Source organism: Pedobacter frigidisoli, assembly GCF_032678525.1.
Classification (GTDB): Bacteria; Bacteroidota; Bacteroidia; order Sphingobacteriales; family Sphingobacteriaceae; genus Pedobacter; species Pedobacter frigidisoli_A.
Window position 1 is genome coordinate 376,810 of the sequence record NZ_JAVTSE010000002.1, and the last position, 23,138, is coordinate 399,947.

19 protein-coding genes are annotated in these 23,138 nt (G+C 38.5%); 6 read left to right on the forward strand and 13 right to left on the reverse strand.

Translation table 11 applies throughout. The features are described 5' to 3' along the window. The first annotated feature begins 23 nt into the window (after positions 1-23). Positions 24-203 carry a PLDc N-terminal domain-containing protein gene (locus R2Q80_RS06595; protein WP_316799283.1) on the forward strand — a complete coding sequence of 60 codons (180 nt, stop codon included), beginning with the start codon at positions 24-26 and terminating at the stop codon, positions 201-203. Positions 204-258: 55 nt separating this feature from the next. On the opposite strand, the gene R2Q80_RS06600 is transcribed toward R2Q80_RS06595, so the two are convergent. The 5 genes from R2Q80_RS06600 to R2Q80_RS06620 form a co-directional block, all read right to left on the reverse strand. Further along, complete coding sequence (locus tag R2Q80_RS06600; protein WP_316798841.1) at positions 259-1,539, reverse strand: MFS transporter; 1,281 nt, start codon at positions 1,537-1,539, stop codon at positions 259-261. A gap of 90 nt (positions 1,540-1,629) precedes the next feature. Next, a complete protein-coding gene (gene recG, locus R2Q80_RS06605; protein ID WP_316798842.1) occupies positions 1,630-3,735 on the reverse strand; it encodes an ATP-dependent DNA helicase RecG in 2,106 nt (701 codons plus the stop codon). A 160-nt stretch (positions 3,736-3,895) separates the two neighbouring features. Beyond that, positions 3,896-4,276, reverse strand: coding sequence for a RidA family protein (locus R2Q80_RS06610; protein ID WP_047800050.1), 381 nt, complete (start codon positions 4,274-4,276; stop codon positions 3,896-3,898). 13 nt (positions 4,277-4,289) lie between these two features. After that, complete coding sequence (locus R2Q80_RS06615; protein ID WP_316798843.1) at positions 4,290-4,427, reverse strand: DUF6728 family protein; 138 nt, start codon at positions 4,425-4,427, stop codon at positions 4,290-4,292. A gap of 98 nt (positions 4,428-4,525) precedes the next feature. Next, positions 4,526-5,869 (reverse strand): OmpA family protein, encoded by a 1,344-nt coding sequence (locus R2Q80_RS06620; protein ID WP_316798844.1) that lies wholly within the window; start codon positions 5,867-5,869, stop codon positions 4,526-4,528. A gap of 172 nt (positions 5,870-6,041) precedes the next feature. Here R2Q80_RS06620 and R2Q80_RS06625 point away from each other — a divergent pair, with 172 nt between their 5' ends. Further along, positions 6,042-7,331, forward strand: a complete 1,290-nt coding sequence (locus tag R2Q80_RS06625; protein WP_316798845.1) for a Xaa-Pro aminopeptidase — start codon at positions 6,042-6,044, stop codon at positions 7,329-7,331. Positions 7,332-7,584: 253 nt separating this feature from the next. Here R2Q80_RS06625 and meaB read toward each other — a convergent pair whose 3' ends face one another. Continuing rightward, entirely contained in the window at positions 7,585-8,487 is a 903-nt protein-coding gene (meaB, locus tag R2Q80_RS06630) for a methylmalonyl Co-A mutase-associated GTPase MeaB (protein ID WP_316798846.1), read from the reverse strand. A 91-nt stretch (positions 8,488-8,578) separates the two neighbouring features. Between meaB and R2Q80_RS06635 the strand changes: the two genes are divergently transcribed. Together R2Q80_RS06635 and R2Q80_RS06640 are read left to right on the forward strand one after the other, a co-directional pair. Then, positions 8,579-9,487 (forward strand): glycosyltransferase, encoded by a 909-nt coding sequence (locus R2Q80_RS06635; protein WP_316798847.1) that lies wholly within the window; start codon positions 8,579-8,581, stop codon positions 9,485-9,487. 10 nt (positions 9,488-9,497) lie between these two features. Further along, positions 9,498-10,553, forward strand: coding sequence for a glycosyltransferase family 1 protein (locus tag R2Q80_RS06640; protein WP_316798848.1), 1,056 nt, complete (start codon positions 9,498-9,500; stop codon positions 10,551-10,553). On the opposite strand, the gene R2Q80_RS06645 is transcribed toward R2Q80_RS06640, so the two are convergent. Further along, positions 10,526-11,716: a glycosyltransferase family 87 protein gene (locus R2Q80_RS06645; protein WP_316798849.1), complete on the reverse strand. Its 1,191-nt coding sequence runs from the start codon at positions 11,714-11,716 to the stop codon at positions 10,526-10,528. The genes R2Q80_RS06640 and R2Q80_RS06645 overlap by 28 nt on opposite strands. Before the next feature lie 170 nt (positions 11,717-11,886). On the opposite strand from R2Q80_RS06645, the gene R2Q80_RS06650 reads away from it, so the two are divergent. Further along, entirely contained in the window at positions 11,887-13,719 is a 1,833-nt protein-coding gene (locus tag R2Q80_RS06650; RefSeq protein WP_316798850.1) for an ABC transporter ATP-binding protein, read from the forward strand. Here the strand turns inward: R2Q80_RS06650 and R2Q80_RS06655 are convergent. Next, a complete protein-coding gene (locus R2Q80_RS06655) occupies positions 13,709-14,953 on the reverse strand; it encodes a glycosyltransferase family 4 protein (RefSeq protein WP_316798851.1) in 1,245 nt (414 codons plus the stop codon). The two genes, R2Q80_RS06650 and R2Q80_RS06655, sit on opposite strands and share 11 nt — an antisense overlap. A gap of 97 nt (positions 14,954-15,050) precedes the next feature. Here R2Q80_RS06655 and R2Q80_RS06660 point away from each other — a divergent pair, with 97 nt between their 5' ends. Further along, positions 15,051-15,854, forward strand: coding sequence for a DUF5672 family protein (locus tag R2Q80_RS06660; RefSeq protein WP_316798852.1), 804 nt, complete (start codon positions 15,051-15,053; stop codon positions 15,852-15,854). Here the strand turns inward: R2Q80_RS06660 and R2Q80_RS06665 are convergent. The 5 genes from R2Q80_RS06665 to infB form a co-directional block, all read right to left on the reverse strand. Then, positions 15,851-16,726: a glycosyltransferase gene (locus R2Q80_RS06665; RefSeq protein ID WP_316798853.1), complete on the reverse strand. Its 876-nt coding sequence runs from the start codon at positions 16,724-16,726 to the stop codon at positions 15,851-15,853. The two genes, R2Q80_RS06660 and R2Q80_RS06665, sit on opposite strands and share 4 nt — an antisense overlap. After that, complete coding sequence (locus R2Q80_RS06670; RefSeq protein ID WP_316798854.1) at positions 16,723-17,679, reverse strand: glycosyltransferase; 957 nt, start codon at positions 17,677-17,679, stop codon at positions 16,723-16,725. The genes R2Q80_RS06665 and R2Q80_RS06670 overlap by 4 nt, the downstream gene beginning before the upstream one ends. A 57-nt stretch (positions 17,680-17,736) precedes the next feature. After that, on the reverse strand, positions 17,737-18,720 hold the full coding sequence (locus R2Q80_RS06675; RefSeq protein WP_316798855.1) for a hypothetical protein: 984 nt from the start codon (positions 18,718-18,720) through the stop codon (positions 17,737-17,739). Between the two features lie 12 nt (positions 18,721-18,732). Next, positions 18,733-19,824, reverse strand: coding sequence for an acyltransferase (locus R2Q80_RS06680; RefSeq protein ID WP_316798856.1), 1,092 nt, complete (start codon positions 19,822-19,824; stop codon positions 18,733-18,735). 259 nt (positions 19,825-20,083) lie between these two features. Continuing rightward, positions 20,084-23,128: a translation initiation factor IF-2 gene (infB, locus tag R2Q80_RS06685; protein ID WP_316798857.1), complete on the reverse strand. Its 3,045-nt coding sequence runs from the start codon at positions 23,126-23,128 to the stop codon at positions 20,084-20,086. Positions 23,129-23,138: the final 10 nt, after the last annotated feature.

Genomic DNA, 23,138 nt, shown 5'->3' on the forward strand with positions numbered 1-23,138 from the left:
AAATCGAAAGTAACCAGATCGGAATGATTATTATTCTGGCGGCCATTCTTTGGCTGGCCCTCATACTCACTGCGCTCTATCACATATCAAGGAACACATCGATGATGTTCCCGGTAAAGATACTTTGGTTTATTATTATTCTTTTAGCCCCCTTTTTAGGATCGATCATTTATCTGATCTGGGGCAAAAATCGGAAGTTCTGATTTCCACAAATCTATAAGGCTGTGAAAGCCTTATAGATTTATATAACGGGTTTTATCATTTAGTGGTTTGCTCATTAATATCCTGCAAACTGAGCTTTATGAGTGGTTTAGTTTTCAGCCAGGTGAAAAAGGCAATTCCAATCGTCATACTTCCTCCGAAAACCACAGCAGGTACGAGGCGCATGTACTTTGCTGTAAGTCCCGACTCAAATTCGCCGATTTCATTTGATGAACCGATAAACATGCTATTTACCGCAGACACCCTTCCCCGCATTTCGTCGGGTGTAAGCAATTGCATAATGGTTTGTCGGATAAGCACACTAACACTATCGAAAGAGCCTTCTAAAAACAGGAAAAACAATGTAAGGTAGAAGTTTCTTGACAGGCCATAACAAATGATACTCAGGCCAAAACCTGTAACTGCGATCAGTAGATTCCGCCATGGTTTTGCCATTGGTGAAAACCGTGTCATACCCAGCATGGTAATTACTGCCCCCAACGATGCCGCACCACGCATCATCCCCAAACCGAAAGAGCCGAGGTGGAAAACATCCTTGGCAAAAATGGGCAGCAGCGCCACAGCTCCTCCAAAAAACACCGAGAATAAATCCAGGCTCATTGCCCAAACCATCATTTTGGTTTTAAACACAAACTGAATACCCTCTTTTAAACTGTTAAAAATATCTTGTGTTGGCAGATAGGTAGCCGGATGTTTTTTAAAGGTGAATATGCAAATTAAAGCAACGGAAACAAAGAAAACGATTACAGTATAAGCCGCGGTAATGCCCCAAAGCCAATTTACTAAACCTCCTAATGATGGTCCGATAACCGTAGCCAGCTGAAAACTACTGGTGCTCCATGTACTCGCATTCGGATACAGTTCTTTAGGAACAATTTTAGACATTAAAGAGAACGTAGCCGGACCGAAGAAGCCTCTCGCAATACCGATGCAAGAAACCAATCCATACATAATCAAAACTATCAAATCCTCTTTCAGGTGGAGGTATTCACTGGTAATGAACAACATCAGCACTGATGCTAGCCACACGCCCGAAAAAATCCTGATTAATAGCCCTCTTTTTTCACTTTTATCAGCAATGTAGCCGCCATAAAGGGCGATACAGATTGCCGGTATTACTTCACAAAGTCCGACTAAACCAAGCTTTAGAGGATCATGAGTTAAATCATAAATATGATAAGCGATAACCACGGCCTGCATTTGATAGGCCAGAGTAAAGAAAAAACGCATACCTAAAAACGATTTGAATTCTCTATATCGTAAGGCTGCAAAGGGGTCGGGTTTTGTTACAACCGGATTGGGGTCTGAATCTGCCACTTGAAAAATGTTTCTGCAAAACTAAGGTTTGAAAAACTAAAAGTACAATGGAATCAAAATACTATTATAAACGTTACTGTGCGATGATGATTAAGATATCTTATCAAAGGAAATTCCACGCTCCAGTTTTTGCAAATGAATTTTTAAGATCCTGTTTTCAGGCTTTTCCAATTGAGGGTCCTCAGCAAAAATTTCAATGACTGTATTTCTGGCTTCTGAAAGCACAATCTGATCTTTAGCTAAGTCAGCTAGCTTTAAATCCAACACGCCACTTTGCTGCGTACCGGTAATATCTCCCGGACCACGTAGCTGTAAATCAATTTCAGAGATTTCAAAGCCATTGTTGGTTCGTACCATCGTTTCCAAACGTACTTTACCCTCCTTGCTTAATTTATTCCCACTCATCAAAATACAAAACGATTGCTCTGCACCACGGCCAACCCGTCCTCTTAATTGATGGAGCTGAGAAAGGCCAAAACGTTCAGAGTTCTCGATCACCATTACCGATGCATTGGGAACATTTACCCCAACTTCAATTACCGTTGTTGCCACCATAATCTGGCTTTTCCCATCAATAAACTGTTGCATTTCGAACTGTTTATCGACATTGGGCATTTGTCCATGTACAATACTAATCTGATAATCGGGACGGGGGAACTGGTAGCTCAACTGTTCTACTCCGGCTTCAAGATGCAACAGGTCGAGTTTTTCACTTTCTTTAATGAGGGGATAAACAATATACACCTGTCTTCCTTTGGCAATCTCCTGTTTCATAAAACCAAACATCCGCAAGCGTTGCCCTTCAAACAAATGCTTTGTTTCAATGGGTTTTCTGCCAGCAGGAAGCTCATCAATTATGGAAACATCCAGGTCACCATACAACGTCATAGCCAGTGTACGGGGAATTGGGGTAGCAGTCATGACCAATATATGGGGCGGAATGATATTTTTCCGCCAAAGTTTGGCTCTCTGTTCAACGCCAAAGCGGTGTTGTTCATCAATCACCACCAGACCCAGATTTTTGAACTTCACTTTATCTTCAATTAAAGCATGGGTTCCGATCAGGATATCGATTTCACCGTTTTCAAGCTGCTCATGTAAAAGCGTTCTCTCTTTCTTTTTGGTATTTCCCGTAAGAATAGCCACCTTCACCAGGTCATCCGTAACCAGACTTACAATAGAGGCATAATGTTGTCGGGCAAGAATTTCAGTAGGCGCCATCATACAAGCCTGATAGCCGTTATCGTTCGCCAACAGCATGCTCATTAAAGCTACAGCTGTTTTGCCACTTCCTACATCTCCCTGAACAAGCCTGTTCATCTGCACACCACGTTGTGTATCTATCCTGATTTCTTTTACTACACGCTTTTGTGCATTGGTGAGTTCAAAAGGAAGAAATTCATTATAAAACCGGTTAACCTTATCTCCAACCTTATCGAAAGTTGCCCCTTTAAATTTGAGTTGCCTCAAATGTTTGTTGTGCAGCAACTGCAGCTGGATGAAAAATAACTCTTCGAACTTTAAGCGGCGTTCCGCAGCATTTAACTCACTCTGGTTTTTAGGGAAATGGATATTTAGTAAGGCCGTTTTTTTATCGGCCAATTGATACTTATCTAAAATATAGGCAGGTAAAGTTTCAGGAACCTGAGGAATCACCTGATCGAGCAAACCGGCGATAAGCCTTTGAATGCCTTTCGAATCAAGCATAAATTTTTTAAGCTTCTCTGTAGAATGGTACACCGGCTGTAAGGTCAGGTTACCTCTCCCTACCGACCGGTTCTGGTACAATTCCATTTCCGGATGAGAGATACTAAATGTACCATTAAACAGCGTTGGTTTCCCAAAGGCGACATATGCGGCGCCTACCAAAATATGATCTTCTACCCATTTCAGACTCTGGAACCAAACCAGTTCCATTAATCCGGTGTCATCCTTAAAAACAGCAACAATACGTTTTGCTCTTTTATCCCCGATCACCTTTTTACTCACTATCCGGCCGATGATCTGAATATAAGTGGAATCTGGATTAATCTGATTAATTTTAAAATACTTTGTACGGTCAATGTAGCGAAAAGGATAATGGGCAAGCAGATCATGATATGTGAATAGACCCAGGTCTTTCTTCATCACATCTGCGCGACTTGGTCCTACGCCTTTAATAAACTCTATACGTGTATCTAAAATTGAATTTTGCAAAATAGTTATTGCTGCGGTTTGACTATATTTTTTAGCAATATCCGTTAAAAATAAGCATCAACAAGAGCAAAAGCAAATGGATAAAATTCTTAATAAAAAGAAACAGGCATTAATTTTCCTTTATGGGAAAAATAATGCCTGCCAAAAAAGTGATCAGGTATTAACCTGTAATAGCTATAACAGAGATTTCTACGTTAACATTTTTCGGTAATACCGAAACCTGAACAGTCTCACGAGCTGGAAAATCTGATTTGAAGTATTGCCCGTACACTTCGTTAACCTGCGCAAAAGTGCCCATGTCGCTTAAAAAGATACTCGACTTCACTACGTTTTCGAAAGTTAGACCTGCTTCAAGTAAAACAGCTTTAAGGTTACGCATCACCTGGTGGGTTTCCTCTTCGATATTAGTTAGATTTAATTCACCGTTTTCAGGATTAATCGCAATCTGCCCGGAGATAAATAAAAAGTTTCCTGCCTGCACGGCCTGACTATATGGGCCAATCGGAGCGGGCGCATTTGTTGTATTGATTATTTTTTTCATAAGATGGAATTGACTAGTGACTTAGCCACTGAATAAGCTTGTAAATAATTCCTGCAAGAAAGATCGTAATCGCCAGTGCATTGATAAAGTGCATAATTTTAATATTCGTATTTGTTGGCCTGTTAGGATCCTTTTTTCTGAAGAAGTACATTACACAAACTTAGCTAAAAAGCGTTATATGGAAAATAAAAGACACAAAAAAAGTCCCGATTTTCATCGGGACTCTTCTTTAACTTTTATATTGAAATACTAGTTTCTAGCAGTTTCAACACGACGGTTTTGGATACGACCTTCTTCAGTATCGTTAGAAGCAATTGGATTAGCTTCGCCTAAACCTTTAGTAGCAACTTGACTAGCGTTAACGCCAGAATTTACTAAGTAAGTTTTAACAGAGTTTGCTCTGTCTTTAGATAACTTCAAGTTATATGCAGCAGTACCTTCGCTAGAAGCGTAACCGTTTACAGTTACTTTACCACCGTTTTCACGTAAAGTTGAAGATAATTTATCTAAAGTAGGATAAGACTCAGTTTTAAGAACTGAAGAGTTGAAATCAAAAGCGATTTTCTCGAAACCAGTTACATTAGATGTTGCAGCTGCAGTAGTATCCATTTTTGGAAGTGGACATCCTGAACCATCAACAGCAGTACCTGCAGGAGTTCCTGGGCATTTGTCGAATTGATCAGCAACACCGTCACCATCAGAATCTTTTTTCAAATCTTCAACAGATTTCTCAACAGCAGAAACACGGTTTTTCAATGCTTCAACTTCTTGACGTAAAGTTGGATCTTTTAACTCATCGTACATAGTAGCTAATGGGTTAGTCCACTCTAAGCTTGGTTTAGCTGAAGAACCTAAAGAGAATTCTAAACCAGCATAACCGTAAGAATATTTATCTTTAGTAGTTCCTTTTGCATAAACTCCATCAACGTTATCAGCATCAACAAAGTTCATAGTGTAACCTAAGTTAAAGTTAACACGCTCAGAAACTTTGAATTTAACACCAGCACCAACTGGAATATAGAAACCTTTTACGTAATCTTTAGCATCGTGTCTGTCATCAGCAGGACCAGTAGCTCTACCTTTCCAATCGATAACAGTTCCGTTAGTTAAAGTTACTTTTGGAGCGTAAGCGATTAAACCACCACCCGCAGTTACGAAGAAACCAACTGAATTCTCACGACGTAAGAAATCGATTGAACCAACGTTGATTACACCACGTAAGTCAACAGCATATTGTAATTCTGTTTCGAATTCTCTAACACCTGTAGTGATACCTTCGTTAGTACCTGAAAGTTTACCACGTGTTCCGTTTAATTCTAAACCGAAAGAGTGACCTAATTGCTTACGGATGTTTAAACCGTAACCTAAGTTAGCATCCCATCTGTTGAAGTCATTTGATCCACCGATAGCAACAACTGGCATTAAAACACCACCGTGTACACCGATCGACCAAGTTCTGTACTGAGCCCTTCCGCCAAATACCTTGGCAGAAGAAGTAGTTGCAGGAGCATCCTGAGCGACAGCAAGAGAAGCTACTCCTGTTAATGCCACTAAAGAAAGCGCAACACTTTTCTTTAAAGTAGAATAATTCATAATCTTTTTTCTTTTTTAAGGGTTAAACAATTTAATTGATTAATTTTTTAGTAATCGCAAAATTAAACAAATATTTAAAATTTCAAACATTTATACAAACTCCGTTCCAAACTTCCCCCTGAATAATCATTTTCTTACATTTGGCATTTTCTTATTTAAATTTGCCTTACTTATGAAATATCCAACTATTGATCAGTCATTATTTATATTAAACAGAAAAAACTTCACTAAAGAACTCAAAAACAATTCATTAGCTATATTCAATGCCAATGACGAGTTCCCCAGGAGCGGTGATCAAAGCTTTATATTCAAGCAAAACCCCGATTTATTTTATTTATCAGGCATCGATCAGGAACAGACAATATTACTGTTATACCCAGATTGTCCTAATCCTTTATACAGAGAAGTCCTGTTTTTAAGACAGACCAATGATTTCATCAAAGTTTGGGAAGGATATAAATATACAAAAGAGCAGGCAAAGAGTGCTTCCGGTATTCAGTCGGTTTACTGGCTGGAAGATTTTGATAATATACTTCATAGTATTGTTCATTATGCTGACCATATTTATTTAAACACAAACGAAAACGATAGATATGCCCATGCTGTCCCTTACAGGGATATCAGGTTTATTGACAAAATGAAGGCCAACTATCCATTGCATCATTTCGAAAGAGCAGCTCCAATTATGCGGAAACTGAGGGCGGTGAAATCTGATGTGGAAGTAGAACTCACCAAAAAAGCAGCTGCCATTACCAGAGATGCCTTTATCAGGGTACTAAAGTTTACAAAACCCGGCGTAAAAGAATATGAAATAGAGGCAGAAATCATCCATGAGTTCATCAGGCAGGGCGGAACAGGGCATGCTTATACGCCAATTATTGCTTCAGGGAATAACGCAAATATTCTTCATTATAATGATAACAACCAGGAATGTAAGGATGGTGATGTGATTCTTTTTGATTTTGGAGCAGAATATGCCAACTACAATGCAGATATGAGCAGATCAATCCCGGTGAACGGAAGATTTACCCAACGACAAAAAGACGTTTACAAGGCTGTGCATCATGTGATGACAGAATCAATTCAATTAATTGGGGTGGGGACAGTGTGGAATACTTACCACGAACAAGTTGGGGAATTAATGACAGAGCAGCTCATTAAGCTTAAGTTAATAGCAACGGATGATGTAAAAAACCAGAATCCGGCATGGCCAGCCTATAAAAAATATTTTATGCATGGCAACTCCCATCATCTGGGAATAGACGTACATGATTTTGCAGGGCGGTACACGCCATTTGCAGCCGGAAATATACTGACAGTAGAACCGGGCATTTACATCCCTGAAGAAGGGCTTGGTATTCGCCTGGAAAACAATATTCTGATTACTGAAAATGGAAATATCGATTTAATGGCAGATATTCCTCTGTATGCAGAAGAGATTGAAGATATCATGAACGGATAACGCACCTTTGGCCATTTAACCCGGTAAGCAATTGTTACTATTAATGATGCTACTTCATGATCTCCGGATTAACCTTTTGTTGAGTATTTGTTAACCTATTCTTAACCCTGGGGGTTAAGAATAGGTTAACAATGGGTTAACGTAGGGTAAGCAATAGGTACAGAAAAGGTTAAGGATGGGTACAGAAAAGGTTACCAAGGTGTTAATCAGGCACGAACAAAGGGTTAAAAAAAGTAGATCACATTTCGACGAATTAGCCGTCTGATTTAATAAAGCTCTCCGCAAAACGATAAACATTAAAGTCATTCTTTAATAAAGCTGCCTGAATTTCATCATGCAGCCTTATTTTATCAATAGCTTGCATTTTTCGATGTTGGATAATTTTCCAGGCCTTTTCTGCTAGCAGGAAAACTTTCCTCTTATTGTCGCTTTCAAGAGGCTGCTCAATCCACTTTACGAGCTCGGAAATACCAATCCCCTGATCGGCTACCGTTTTGATCACAGGAACGGATTTTACCCCCTGATGGATCATCTTCTGCAGGTTATTGGCAAAAACTTCCGCCCCATCCCGGTCTGCTTTATTCACCACAAAACAGTCGGCAACTTCCATTAAACCGGATTTTATATTTTGTATCTCGTCGCCTGATTCAGGAACCAGAACCACAACTGTTTTATCAGCCAGTCCGGCAATCTCCACCTCCGATTGACCTACACCTACAGTTTCGATCAGAATCACATCGAAGTCTGATGCTTTTAATACGTCGACCATTTCAATGGTTTTGGCAGAAATTCCCCCCAGTGCTCCCCGGGTGGCCAATGATCGGATGAAAACATCGGGATGGTTAAACTGGGCAGCCATCCGAATCCTGTCGCCCAGTAGCGACCCGAAATTGAATGGCGAAGTGGGATCTATAGCCAGAATGGCAACTCTTTTTCCATCACCAACCAATTGACTGGTTAATGCGTTAACAAGGGTGCTTTTGCCTGCACCGGGCGGGCCGGTAATCCCAATAACAAAAGCTCCTGATGAAGTATCCAGATTTTTTAGAATTAAATCTGAAGGCGCAATATCGTTCTCAACAAGAGTTAATGTTCTTGCCAAAACCTTATAATTGCCATGTTTTAATTCGTTTAAAATGGATAGATGTGTATTCATCAATAAAACTATCTTTGTACAAATAAACTGATTTATTTTTAATCGACGATCGCATTTATACGATAATAAGGGTGATCCAAATCCAGTATACATGAAAGTAAGCGGCTTCAGCTATATGAGAAATAGCTTTAAATATGGCTATCCTGTAATCGAGTCAATCAAATCCATTTTGCCCCTTTGTGATGAATTTATTGCTGTTGTAGGTAAATCTGAAGATGGTACCAGAGAGGCAATTGAAGCAATCGGATCGGATAAAATCAGGATTATTGATACCGTATGGGATGATTCGCTTATACAGGGGGGAAAAGTTTTCGCTCAACAGGCTAATATTGGTTTAAAGGCTGCAACCGGAGACTGGGTTTTTCATATCCAATCTGATGAGGTATTTCATGAAAAAGCCTTACCCAAAATCAAGAAGGCAATGGAAGACAACCTTTATGACACTAAAGTAGAAGGCTTTTTATTTGATTTTCTCCACTTTATAGGCGATTACAAACATATTGGGACTACTAGAAAATGGCATCGCCGGGAAATTCGGATCATCAGAAATAATCCGACCTATTATTCTTATAAAGATTCGCAAGGCTTTAGAAGTTATCCTACTTTAGAAGATTATCAAAACAATACAAATAGCAGAAAACTAAAAGTAAAACTGATCGACGCTAAAATTTTCCATTATTCATACTGCCGAAACCCAGATTTACTTTTAGGTAAAGTAAAGAGATTTACCGGATACTATCAATCTGAAGAAAAAACGGTAGAGCAATATAAAAATTATAAAACTTTCGATTTCAGCAGCGTAGCAGACATACTTGCGCCTTTTAATGAATCCCATCCGGAAACCATGAAAGATGTAATCGCTAATCAGGATTGGACATTCGTACATAACCCTAATAAAATAGATTTATCTCCAAGGAGAATGTTTTTACATAGAATTGAGATGCTTACCGGATGGAGAATAGGTGAATATAAAAACTATAAACTCATTTCAAAGAAATAATAATCCGCTTATGAAAGTGATTTTTGACTGCGAAAGGATGAAATATCCTTTTACCGGATTATTCGAATATTGCCATAAATTAGGAAATGCCCTTCAGGATACAAAAGAAACTGCTGACGTAGTTGGTTTATATTTGAGGAAAGGAGACCAGCATTTCTTCAAAAACACTTCGCTGTTTATTAATCAAAATAGTCTCCATAAATTTATTTTTCCAATTTTGCCCGCAAATGTCAATGTATGGCATGCTGCGCATCAAACTTCATGGTACATTCCACCCAAATCGCGCAAAATCAAGGTTGTAGTGACTGTTCACGATTTGAATTTTTTACATGAAGAAAAGTCTGACACCAAAAGAATTAAGCTGCTCAAAAAACACCAGGAAACTATTGACAAGGCTGACCAGATTATCGCTATATCTGATTTTACCAAACAAGATATTTTAAAACATTTAAAAGTCGACAAACCGATATCTGTTATTTATAATGGCTGCGACTTTGAGGTTTACCCTAATTTCGACTCACCGGTTTACCGCCCTCAAAAGCAGTTTATATTTGCCATTGGTACGGTTATTCCAAAAAAGAACTTTCATACTTTGCCATGTTTGCTGGCTGGCAATGAACTTGAGCTGGTGATAGCTGGAAAAGAAAATTCTGATTATGTGAAAGAAATCCTTGATGAGGCAAAAAAACACGGCGTTGAAACCCGTGTACACATTACCGGCCCGATAGGCAAGGAGGACAAATACTGGTATTATAAAAATTGCACGGCATTCGCATTTCCGTCGCTGGCAGAAGGCTTTGGGATTCCCGTTATTGAGGCAATGAACTTTGGTAAGCCTGTATTCTTATCCACCCGAACCTCACTGCCCGAGATAGGCGGCGAACACGCTTATTATTTTGAAAACTTTGAGCCAGCGTATATGCAGAATGTTTTTAATAAAGGAATGGAACATTACCTCAGTACAGATTCTGCTGATAAAATCAGAGCACATGCTCAAAAATTCAGCTGGGAAAAATGCGCTGATGCACACTGGCAACTTTATAAATCGCTAACTGGCGAAAGTTGATTAGTTTCATCATGCTTTTTGAAATCCATGGTCAACATCTGAAAGATAATGGTGAACCAAATTATTGCACATGGCAATGCTTTCAGTGAATAAATCCTGATAAAATAACGGACATCTCTGGGAATAATATCTGTTGGGGATAAACTGGTAACCACAAAAGCGAAAATTAACAGGGATATTACCAACCAATTTTTCTTCGGTTGCAACATAAACCAGATGGCAATGCCTGCAAAGGCGATGATGTAGGTAGGAGATTCTGAACCGGTGCTGAAAATAACGGTGAAAATCAAGGTAGAGGCCAACAACATTAACCTAAACGCAACTTCTTTGTACTGACTGATCCTCATGTAAGGCAACAGGAACAATGCTAGTCCCCCGAGCAGCATGGGGCCATTAGGGATGTCTTTATTATGTGCAACCCGCCTCACCAAGCCCATTAGCGAAATATCCTGAAAGGAGTCTAGCGTAGTGTTGCTATCATTCTTTTCAACCAAAGATATATACCACTCATGATACGTTTTTAAAATATACGCCGGGGAGGAAAAAATCATCGGCACTAAAAAAAACGATATCAGACAAATTAATCCATATAAAATAAACTTCCATTTATCCTTTACAAAAAAGAAAAAAGCGAGCGACACTATCCCATACAATTTTACCATTGTACCAAATGCAATAAAAAAAGCAGACTTAAAATTTTCCTTTTTTAGAATATAGGAAAAGCTCAATAATATAGTACCTGTCAGCGCCACATTAAACTGATAGCTAAAAAGGGCTGTCAACGCTTCATGCGCACAGATATAACCAATAATAATTTTGGTATTCTTATTGAGCGGCAGGCTGAAAATTCCCCAAAGCAGTACAATGACATTTGCAACATTCCATAAAACCGTTCCCGCCCAATCAGGTAAAACTGCAAATGGAGCGATAAAAAGAGCGAATGCCGGACCATAATGGTTACAATCCAAATAAGGGTTTAGCGGTGAATTGACGTATAAAGGCTCTAAATCAATCAGGTGCCAGAAAGTATATTTAAAGATGAGGTAGTTATTGAAAGTGTGATGCAAATATTGTTTCAATGCGGCAACAACCGCCAACAAAATATATAAACCGTAAACAAGTTTCTGATTTAAAAAGATACTCCAACGAAATCTGTTCAACATAGGTAGTCAATAATTAGCCCTGCAAAGAAAGAATTATTTTTTCAAATTATTATTTCAACTGATGCAATAATACATTAGAAATCATCGAAATGTCGATTTAGAGCCATTGCTTAACCGTCTTTATTAAATAACTTGTCTAAATGCTTAACTTTGGCATTTAAACATTTTTGATGAAAATATACTTTCGGTTATTATCTTTTGCCAAGCCAATAGAAAAGTTTGCAATTCCATACGTAATCGCAACGCTGTTGTCGATCTTATTTGGCACGCTAAATTTAGCACTGCTGTCTCCGCTTTTTGAAACACTTTTGAATACAAACAAAGGCCAAAAGGAGGAATCATTGGTGGATAAGGCTTCATCATCTTTTGATATACTAGGACAATTTAGACAAACGGTAAATCAATATAGCGCAACTCATGGCCTCGAAAAGACTTTAGGTCTGGTTTGTATAGTAATCATTGCATCAGTATTACTCTCAAACTTATTCAAGTATTTTTCACAACGGTACATGGAAGATTTACGCGTTCATACACTCTTAAACCTTCGTAAAACGGTGTTTAACAATGTAATGAATATGCATGTTGTTTTTTTTAATAATGAACGTAAGGGTGATATTATCTCAAAAGTGGCATCTGATGTACAAGTTGTTCAGTTTACTGTGACGAACACCTTACAGGTTGTTTTTAAAGAGCCTGTAACTTTGATCGTTTACATATTTTTTCTATTTAACATATCAGTGAAGTTAACACTATTCTCGTTATTGGTGATACCGGTTTCCGGCTTTATTATCAGCAAGATTGTAAAAAGGTTGAAGCAACAGGCGAAGGAATCTCACGAGTCGTTTGCCAAAATGATTGGCTTTTTAGATGAATCTTTAAGTGGTATCAAAATCATCAAGGCTTTTAATTCAACAGAACGGATTAAAGAAAAGTTCAATAAGGAAAATATTTACTATTCAAACCTAACGAGAAAAATGACCCGCCGTCAGCAGCTCGGTTCCCCTGTTTCCGAGTTTCTAGGTGTACTAATGGTTTCGGCAATAGTGTGGTACGGCGGTTCACTTATCATCAACAAAGAAGCTAATGCTTTGGCTGCAGCAGACTTTATTGCTTACATAGCTATTTTCTCTCAGGTGATGCGCCCTGCAAAAGCACTAACTGATTCATTTAGTGGTATTCACTCAGGCATTGCCGCAGGAGAGCGTGTATTGGACTTAATTGACACCAAACCTCAATTGGTGAATGCCGATGATGCGAAACCCTTAAGTGGCTTTAATAGTGCTATAAAATTTGAGAATGTTTCTTTCAACTATGGCGAAAAACAAATTCTGAATAACATCAATTTCGATGTCGAAAAAGGCAAAACCATTGCTTTGGTCGGTCCCTCTGGTGGCGGAAAAAGCACTTTGATGGATCTCATCCCACGCTTCCATGATCCTAAATCAGGAAGTATTAAAATTGATGGTTTTGATTACAAGTACTTAACTGTAGAAAGCATCCGCGCACAAATGGGGATCGTGAATCAGGAATCTTTCTTATTTAACGATACAATCTTTAATAACATTGCTTTTGCGAAACCTGATGCAACAGAAGAAGAAGTAATCGCTGCTGCAAAAATCGCGAATGCACATGAGTTCATTCAGAATACCGAAAACGGGTACCAGTCGTTTGTAGGTGACCGCGGCAACAGGTTGTCAGGAGGCCAGAAACAACGTGTATGTATTGCAAGGGCAGTATTGGCAAATCCTTCAATTATGTTGCTCGATGAAGCTACCTCTGCATTGGATACCGAATCTGAAAAACTAGTACAGGAGGCATTAAATAACCTGATGAAAAACCGTACTTCAATTGTTATTGCCCACCGACTGAGCACCATTCAGCACGCTGATCAAATCGTTGTTATAGATAAAGGAAGTGTTGTTGAAACAGGCAACCATAGTGAATTGATGAGTCAGAACGGCCTTTATAAAAGGTTAATTGATATGCAGGCTTTTAACGATTAGTTTCCGAGGAAACATAATCAACTGCTTTACTTACTTTATCAATTACCACATCCCAGTTATAATTCTCTACAACATATTTTTTTGCATTGCTTTTTAGCAATGCAAAATCGGTTGCCGGACTCGTTAATCTATCGAGTGCCTTTTTAAAAGTTTGGCCGTCCGAAAACAGGTACCCTCCGCCACTTTGTTCAATATGGTCTCTTAACACTTCACTAAAATCATTGGCAATAACCGGAATCCCTGCCATCATGCTTTCCAATGTAACTAATGATAAACTTTCATAAAATGAAGGAATAATTAATGCCTTGGCATATTGCAATAAGCCCCCTTTTAATTCCTCACTTACAAAACCCTGAGGCAAGATATCGTTGTGCGTTGGGATCTCCATGAACGGCTGCCCCACTAAAACAAGCTTTAAATTACTAGTGTCAGTTTTTTTATATTCAATAAAATACTCAAACAAAATATCGCATCCCTTTGCAGGATCAATCCTTCCGATATAAATAATATAAGGATCCGTTACAGGTATTAGGTCTGGCCTTACATAATAAATAGGCTCATCTATTCCCACACCCACTACGTCACTGTAAATCCCTTCATTATGGAAGAGCTGATTGACGAAATGCTGCTCAGCTTTAGTATTGTATAAAATTGCTTTAGGTAGCTTAAAAAAGCTTTTAAAATTAGGAAAATAGATTGGTGGCTCGTCATGAGCAGTGGGGATTAAAATAGATCGCTCGGATGCAGTCTGTAATCCATAAAAAGTAGGATAATATAGATAGGTAAAGAAAATAACGGCGTCATAGTACTGCTTATTGTGTTGTAGAAAATCAATAAGTGAAGGCGTATATGGTCCTTGCTGTTTCGCCCATTCATTCCCAAGCTCTTTGAGATTATCGTTTAAGTTAAATAGTGTTTCCACAAAAGAAAGAATTCCAAACAGCTGCAGACTTTTATGGAAAAAGGTTTTTTTTCTCAGCCTCCGTTCAATAGATTGAGTCTTTTTTTTGTTTCGCTCTTGTACAACTTCAAATCGCCTGACTTTAACCCCATTGACACTTGAAACACCAGGTTGATATTCGTTCCGCCATGTGGTATAATCCTTGGCACATGAAGTAATCACTTCCAGATCAAATAAAGGATTAAGCTTTTCTGCCAGTATTCTACAATGATATTCTGCACCTCCATTAACCTCTAAACCATATCTTTGTACAACAATTGCGATTTTTTTCATAAATTTTCTATTCCTGCAAAGTTATATTTAATCCATTAGTTAATATAACTTTGGAATCTTATTAACAAACCTGTTTAGGCATTATTTCACCAATAGAATGAAAAAAAGTGTTACTGTAGTTATTCCTATATACAAACCTTCGCTGAGTGAAATGGAAATCATCTCGCTCAACCAGTGCTTTAAAGTACTTGGCGAATATAATATTGTTGCGGTAAAGCCCCTGTCACTAGATTTAAAAAACTATAAGTATCCTTTTAACACCGTTTACAGCTTCGATGATGTATATTTTAAAAACATTGCCGGATATAACAGATTGATGTTGGCATCGATATTCTACGAGAAATTTCTTGCCAATGATTTTATCTTAATCTACCAGCCTGATGCTTTTGTATTCAAAGATGAGTTGCAACAGTGGTGCGAGGCAGGGTATGATTATATTGGTGCTCCCTGGTTAAGAGAAGCAGACTATCCAGATTTATTCAAAAAACTAAAGAATCAGTTTAAGGCTTATTTTCACATTAAGTATGATGTAAAACAAAAAAGGACTGGTATCCCCAGTGACTTACAGTTTGAAAATAAAGTGGGTAACGGCGGATTTTCGCTTAGGAACACCAAAAAGTTCTTTGATTTATGCCAGTCAAAGCAGCAATTGATTGCTGATTATACTGCTCAAAACTTTCACCGTTTCAACGAGGACGCCTTCTGGAGTATAGCGGTAAACCGAAAATCAGAACAGTTAAAAATCCCAAACTATAAAAAAGCAGCTCTTTTTTCTATTGAAAATCATGGTGAATATGCATTAGAATTAACCAAAGGGGTACTTCCATTTGGTTGCCATGCCTGGGATAAAAACCTTGATTTTTGGCGGCCGATGTTTAAAGATGAAGGTATCGTAATTTAATACCGGCCAATTAGGATTTTAAAGTTGAATGATAAAAACCCACCAAAGCCCAATACCCTGTAAAGCTTAAAGTTCCACAAAACACTGACTTTGGCCCATGCGCTATACTTCTCAGCTGACAGCATTTTTAGTAAAGCTCTACAAGCCATTTTCTCACCTCTGGACGACGCTTTTGCATCAAGGCCGGAAATGTTCAACGGGAGGCACTGCTGATGCTTTAAAGAGATTTGCATGGCCGATTTTAGCCAATCAGTGGAGTAATTACCTTCAGAAAAATGATCCAACAATATATTGAACGTAACTACAACCTTATGTTCCTTAGCAACCTGCAACGAGATATCTACATCATAACCATGAAATAACGGAAGCGTTTGCTCATCAAACTTAACCGAATCTGTGATACTTTTCCTTGTACACATCCATACCCCGTCTATAGTTGCTACCTGCGAAAGCTGCTCGTTTTCAGAATTGAAGTATTCTTTTTTTGTGCCACCCTCGGAATACTTATAACGCTGTATAATATTCACCTTATTGGTTTTTGCTTCAATTCCCGGACAAGCCCATCCACCGGGTGTTAAAGATTTATAGCTTGATCCAGCTACGCCTAAAAGACCTATCGTCTCATCACCCATAATTTCGGCTACTTCATCTCCCCAGTTTGTAGTAAGAATTTCTACATCTTCGTGCATAAAGCAAAGTAAATCATACCTCGCCTTTGAAACTCCCGAATTGTAAATTTCGCATAACCCCCTTTTTCCACTGGCATTGTCAAAACTAATTACCTCGTAAGGCACACCAATGGTATCAGCTATGTTTTTTTTAACGGCCGACAACATTTTAGCATTAACAGAACTAATAATGATAGAAATCATGATATTGACTTTTTAACCTGTAATAAATTTTCAACAAATGCTGAAGATTTCTTTATGCGTGTTGTACTAAAAAAACCTCTATTTTTTTCAAAGGCAAATAATTGATTAAAATTCAGGTAGATGAAAATTTTCCATTTCAATTCCTGTTTTTCATCAATTGTGTGATACATACTGAATATTGTTGTAATAAATGCTCTGTCAGCTTTTGCTATCCGTGAACAACCGGCAAGCACGGTTAACATTGTTGAAGTTGAACGGAAATCGACTTTATTACGCTCCGATTGATTATTCGCTGATGGTTTAATTTCCTTATTAATTACCGATTCATCATGTTGTCTATAAAGTGTTAGTTTCAGATTAATGAAGGCTATCTTATGATGATAAAGCGCTACAAACCCCATCCACCAGTCATAATAACCTCTTTCGGGCATAGGGTAGATCTGATCTATAAAGCTTCTGGAAAACAAACAGGTATGTCCTGTTACAAAATTATTAATCAAAATACTTCGATAACTGGATTTTTTTATGCTGAAAGCATCAGATAAGAGACTTTTCTCAATTAACTGATCATTTTCATTTATCAGATCTGAGTTAGAAAAAATCAGCCAATTGTCTTTGATATGTTTCACTAAGGTTTCTATTTTGGCTGGAAGCCATATATCATCCTGGTCGCATATAGCAATATAATCACCCGCTGATAATTGAATAGCTTTCTCGAAATTTCTGTTGAAACCAATATTTGATTCATTCTGATAAACTTTTATTGAGGGGTGTCGAACCGTATAATCTGATAAAATGAAAAATGTGCTATCCGCCGAGCAATCATCAAGCGCTATGATCTCAATATTTTTATAGGTTTGATCAAGTAAACTGTCAATAAGCTTTCTGATGAAAATCTCGCCATTGTAAGTGCACAAAACGATTGATACTAATGGCTCAACTGATGTAATCATGATGCTAAAGTAATCATTCCGTTCTATACCATAAAGATATGCGCGGAATGAAAGCTGTTAAAACCGCGTCATTTCCCTGTTAATGAGTTCAGTTAGCGCAACATGCGCCTGTGCCGGTGTGAAATAAATTTTGTTATTTTTTGGTGCGGTATATAAATTTGCGCAGTCGTTACCAATAGTTAGCGTTCCGTTTTGCAAACCCAGCCAGTGTTCGAAGAAGTAGCGGTCATGAGTAATTAAAGGTTCATCACAGTTAACAATATAACTCCCCCGTGCATACCAGAAATTGTACCAGATCCAGCCTCCTCTTACTCCAAATATTTCCTTATCATCATTACTTCCTATAGCGGGAAACAAGCCTGCTTTATTTATTTGAGGATTTTTAAATAGTTCTAGTTTTTTACGCCAGTTTTCAAAAGTTTTGGTTAACAAAGCTACCTCATCAATTCGCCTGGTCGTTACATTGTAACTCATAGCTTTTGAATGGAAATAAATAAAAATATCATCAGGAAATTGCTTGGCTAGATTGTAAACTAAGCTGATGGCAGGATATTCAAACAGATTTTCGTTATTGGTACTTATAATAGCATCAGATACAAATTCTCCTATAAATCTAATCACTTCATCTGCTTTACCATCAGTATCCGTTATGTGAATGTATAAGGCTGCCTCGTCTAACAATCCATAGCCTTTAATTTGTAAAAGCTGTCCGGATACAATTCCGCGCCAGTTTGAGTTACGATTGATGTAAACATAATAGATAATTCTGATCTTTTTAACTGTTTCAGAAAGACTGATCTCAATATCATAATCATAATCGGCTTCGATAATATCATGCTTGCGTCCCCTGTGTTCTATTTGTAGAAACTTTGGTTGTCCGAAAGCAGGATCCGTAAAAGCATCATTAAAGCTCAGTCCGGCAGGGATGACAACCGAATCACCCTTTAAAAATCGTTCCTTTAAAATCTCAGTTATATCGGTTGCTGTAACCGGGTTCATATCGATGTTAAAGACGCCATAAAGGGCCTTAAATTGATTCATATCCATAAAAGTTTAATTGCTTCCTACAAACTTACGCATTTTGGTTTTGAGTATAAGTTTCACCAGGGCTAGGGTTACAAAATAGGCAATGCTAAACTTAACAATACTGAAACATGTATTTGTCCATACACCATATAATTTCGGATCCAGGTGCATTGGCATAAATATTAATGGAAATAACCTTTCAATTACTACTGCATGAATAAGGTAAATTCCAAAAGTTGTTTTGCGTGGTTCCAGCTTTTCCTGAAGCCATTTAATATTTCCAATTTTAAGAAGCAGGAAAAATGCTGCCAGAGAATATAGTATATTTGAAACTCTAAGTGTATTAAATGGGTCGGAATGATCCGCTTTTAACAAATAAGCTGCTTCCCAGTCGGCAAAAAAAAATGTTGCCAGCACTAATAAGATAACCAACGTCCACCTACTTCTCTTAACGAACAACATTACCTGATCATAGTATCGGTTCATAAAAACACCAAGCCACAAATAAAATACAAAGCCGAAAATAGCGGTAGAATGCTGGGTTAGAATCCAATGGTAATATAAGTTGAAGCTATAAAACAGGGTAAGTAAACCTAGCACAAGTCCAAACCAAATACTGTAAAGATATTTTTTAAAAATAAGCAATAAGCTAATGCAAATCAGAAAGTTTAAGATAAACCAATAGCTTGTAAAAAAAAGTGTATTTACAAGCCGATCCCCGGCATATCCTAAAAAGTCGACAATAATCCTATCGTCCCCCCCCTTACTGTAAGCCACATACCTGTCTACAAAATCAAGCAAAACAAAAATCATAATCCAAAATAACCAAGGTTTAATGGTATTTTTAAATCTGTTTTTAAGGTATTGGCCGGGAGTATACTCCTGAAATTTATGGTTAATCAAAAAACCACCTATTAGGAAGAAGGCAATAGTTCCAAACTTGAAAAACTGCATTACTGAAACCTCAATAAACGTATCCATTTTGCCTGAATAAGTCACTCCGTAAAAAACAGAGGCATGTTCAAAAACAATTCCGATCATGGAAATGCACCTGATTGTATCAACAAAGTCAAAATTCTTTTTAGTGTTTTTTTCTGTACGTTTTAATTCTATATCCATTAAAAAGGGTCAAGTAGATAAAAAACAAATATCTATTAAAAAATCAGCCTGAAATATTTCTGAATAAATTTTAACATTTATGTATGTAAAATTTTACACGCCAAAATAAATCATGATTTGTCCAGATATTATTTGAGAATGTAAACAGATCTTTTACTATCCCACTCTCAAAAACTTAATACTATGTGAAAGTATGTAAGGTATAAAAAAAGGCCTCAATCACTTGAGGCCTTAAATATTTATATTGCTTTTAGCTGGACTACAACTTCCTTGCTACTTCTACTTGTTCATAAGCTTCAACGATATCGCCAACTTCAATGTTATTAAAGTTCTGAATGTTTAAACCACACTCGTAACCTTTATTAACTTCTTTAACGTCGTCTTTAAAGCGTTTTAATGATGCCAGTTCACCAGTGTAGACAACTACACCATCTCTAACAATACGGATTTTGCTGTTACGGGTAATCTTACCATCCAATACCATACAACCTGCGATGGTACCCACTTTGGTAATTTTGAATGTCTCACGGATTTCAACATTAGCCACAATTTTCTCTTCGAACTCAGGATCCAACATACCTTCCATTGCCGATTTAATCTCGTTGATTGCATCGTAAATGATAGAATATAAACGGATGTCGATTTGCTCTGCTTCTGCAAGTTTACGTGCACCTGTTGACGGACGAACCTGGAAACCAATGATGATCGCATCTGAAGCCGAAGCTAACAATACGTCAGATTCTGAAATCTGACCAACACCTTTACTGATGATATTGATTTGGATCTGCTCAGTCGATAATTTCAGCAATGAATCGGCTAATGCTTCAATAGAACCATCCACATCACCTTTAACGATGATGTTAAGCTCTTTAAAGTTACCAATTGCCAAACGACGACCGATCTCATCAAGCGTGATGTGTTTCTGCGTACGCAAGCCCTGCTCACGTTGCAATTGCATACGTTTGTTTGCAATATCACGTGCTTCAGTTTCGCTTTCCAGTGCATTGAAACGATCACCTGCTGTAGGCGCTCCTTGCATACCCAATACCTGTACCGGTTGTGATGGACCTGCCGACTCTACTTTAGCTCCACGCTCATTGGTTAATGCTTTAACACGACCACTGTAACTTCCTGCAAGAATTGGATCTCCAACCCTCAACGTACCAGCCTGAACCAGTACTGTAGTTACAATACCACGACCTTTATCTAGTGCCGATTCAATTACAGTACCTGTAGCCCTCTTATTCGGATTAGCTTTAAGTTCTAATAATTCAGCTTCTAATAATACCTTATCTAAAAGCAAATCGACATTTAAACCGCTTTTGCTTGAGATCTCCTGTGACTGATATTTACCACCCCAATCTTCAACCAGAATATTCATTGCTGATAACTGCTCACGCACCTTATCTGCATTTGCACCTGGCTTATCTACTTTCGTGAAAGCAAATACTAAAGGTACACCTGCCGCTTGTGCGTGGTTTATCGCCTCTTTTGTCTGAGGCATCACCGCATCATCCGCAGCAATTACAATAATGGCAATATCTGCTGCCTTAGCACCACGGGCACGCATCGCTGTAAAGGCTTCGTGACCTGGTGTATCTAAGAAAGTTACTTTTTTACCGGTTGGTGTAGTTACCATGTATGCACCAATGTGCTGTGTAATACCACCCGCTTCACCTGCAACCACATTCGCTTTACGAATATAATCCAGTAATGAAGTTTTACCGTGATCGACGTGACCCATAATCGTTACAACCGGAGCTCTTTCGATTAAGTCTGCCTCGTTATCTTCTTCTTCAATTACATTTTCCTCATCTTCATCAGGCTTAACAAACTGAATTTCGTAACCAAACTCATCAGCAACGATAGTTAAAGTTTCAGCATCTAAACGCTGATTAATGGAAACGAACATACCAAGACTCATACAAGTACCAATGATTTTGGTAACCGGTACATCCATCATGCTCGCTAACTCATTAGCAGTAACAAATTCTGTTACCTTTAATATTTTCGATTGAGATTCAAGCTCGTTTGCTGCCTCTTCTGCATTGAACGCTACATCATCACGCTTCTGACGACGTAATTTAGCACGCTGAGCAAATTTACCAGATTTACCTGCTCCACTTAAGCGGGCAAGGGTTGCCTTGATCTGATCTTGAATTTCTTTCTCTGTAGGTTCTTCTTTTGGTCCGCTTGGGGTAGCGTTCCTGTTTTGGAAACCAGGTCTGTTATTATTTCTGTTGCCCTGATAACCTGGACCACCTTGTCCCGCCGGACGGTTGCCTTGATAAGGCGTACCCCCCGGTCTGTTACCCTGATAAGGCTGACGAGGTTGTCCTGGCGCTCCACCCTGACCCTGACCTGCTGGGTTTTGACCCGGCTGGCCCTGACCACCCTGTTGTCCGGGTTGGCCTGGTGCTCCTGGCGTTTTTTTACGCTTACGCTTACGTTTAGCAGCCTCACTATCACTAGACGACGCTACCGGGTTACTTCTTCTATCAGGAGTAGTAGGTAAAGTAATCTTTCCAATGATATTTGGACCACTTAATTTTACCGTTCTCGCCTTAATTACTTCCGGCTCTGCATTTGCTGGTTTTTGTTCAGCTTTTGGCTGCTCAACAGGTTTAGCAGGTTCCGGTGTTTTAGCAACAGGTGCCGGAGCAGGGACTTCTTCTTTTCTAACTTCCACTGGTTTTTCTTCCACCTTCGGCTGTTCTACCGGTTTTACAGGTTCTTCAACCTTTACTACCGGTGTTGGTGCCGGAGCAGCTGGTGCTGGTGCAGTCTCCTCTTTTTTAACAGGACGTGTTTTAGAGTTAAGGTCGTTTAAATCGATCTTACCTACAATTTTTACTCCTGGTAAACCACTGTCTTCAGATTTGTCTTCCGCTTTTGAAGCTGCAACAGGCTCTGCTGCCGCAGGCGCTGGTGTTTCTACTTTCGGTGCCGGTGTTTCGGCAACTTTTGGTTTCTCCGCCGGTGCTGTAAATGACTGAGCATTTTTTATTAAAATCTCATCACTTTTTTCAAAGTCGGTATTTTTCTTCGGCGCTTCTACTGGCTTTTCAGTCTCAGGCTCGTCACGACGTATTTTACCAATCACTATTTGTTTGGCTTCTTCTCTTACGATCTTATCTCCCTGATACTCTTTCAACAAGGCACTGTACATGTCTGGCGTAAGTTTAAACATAGGGCTCTTCTCGGCAGAGAATCCCTTTTTGTTTAAAAACTCAACGGCCGTACCCATGCCTATGTTAAGTTCTTTAATAGCTTTAATTAAAATGATTGGTTTGTCGTCTGACATCTAGCTCCTT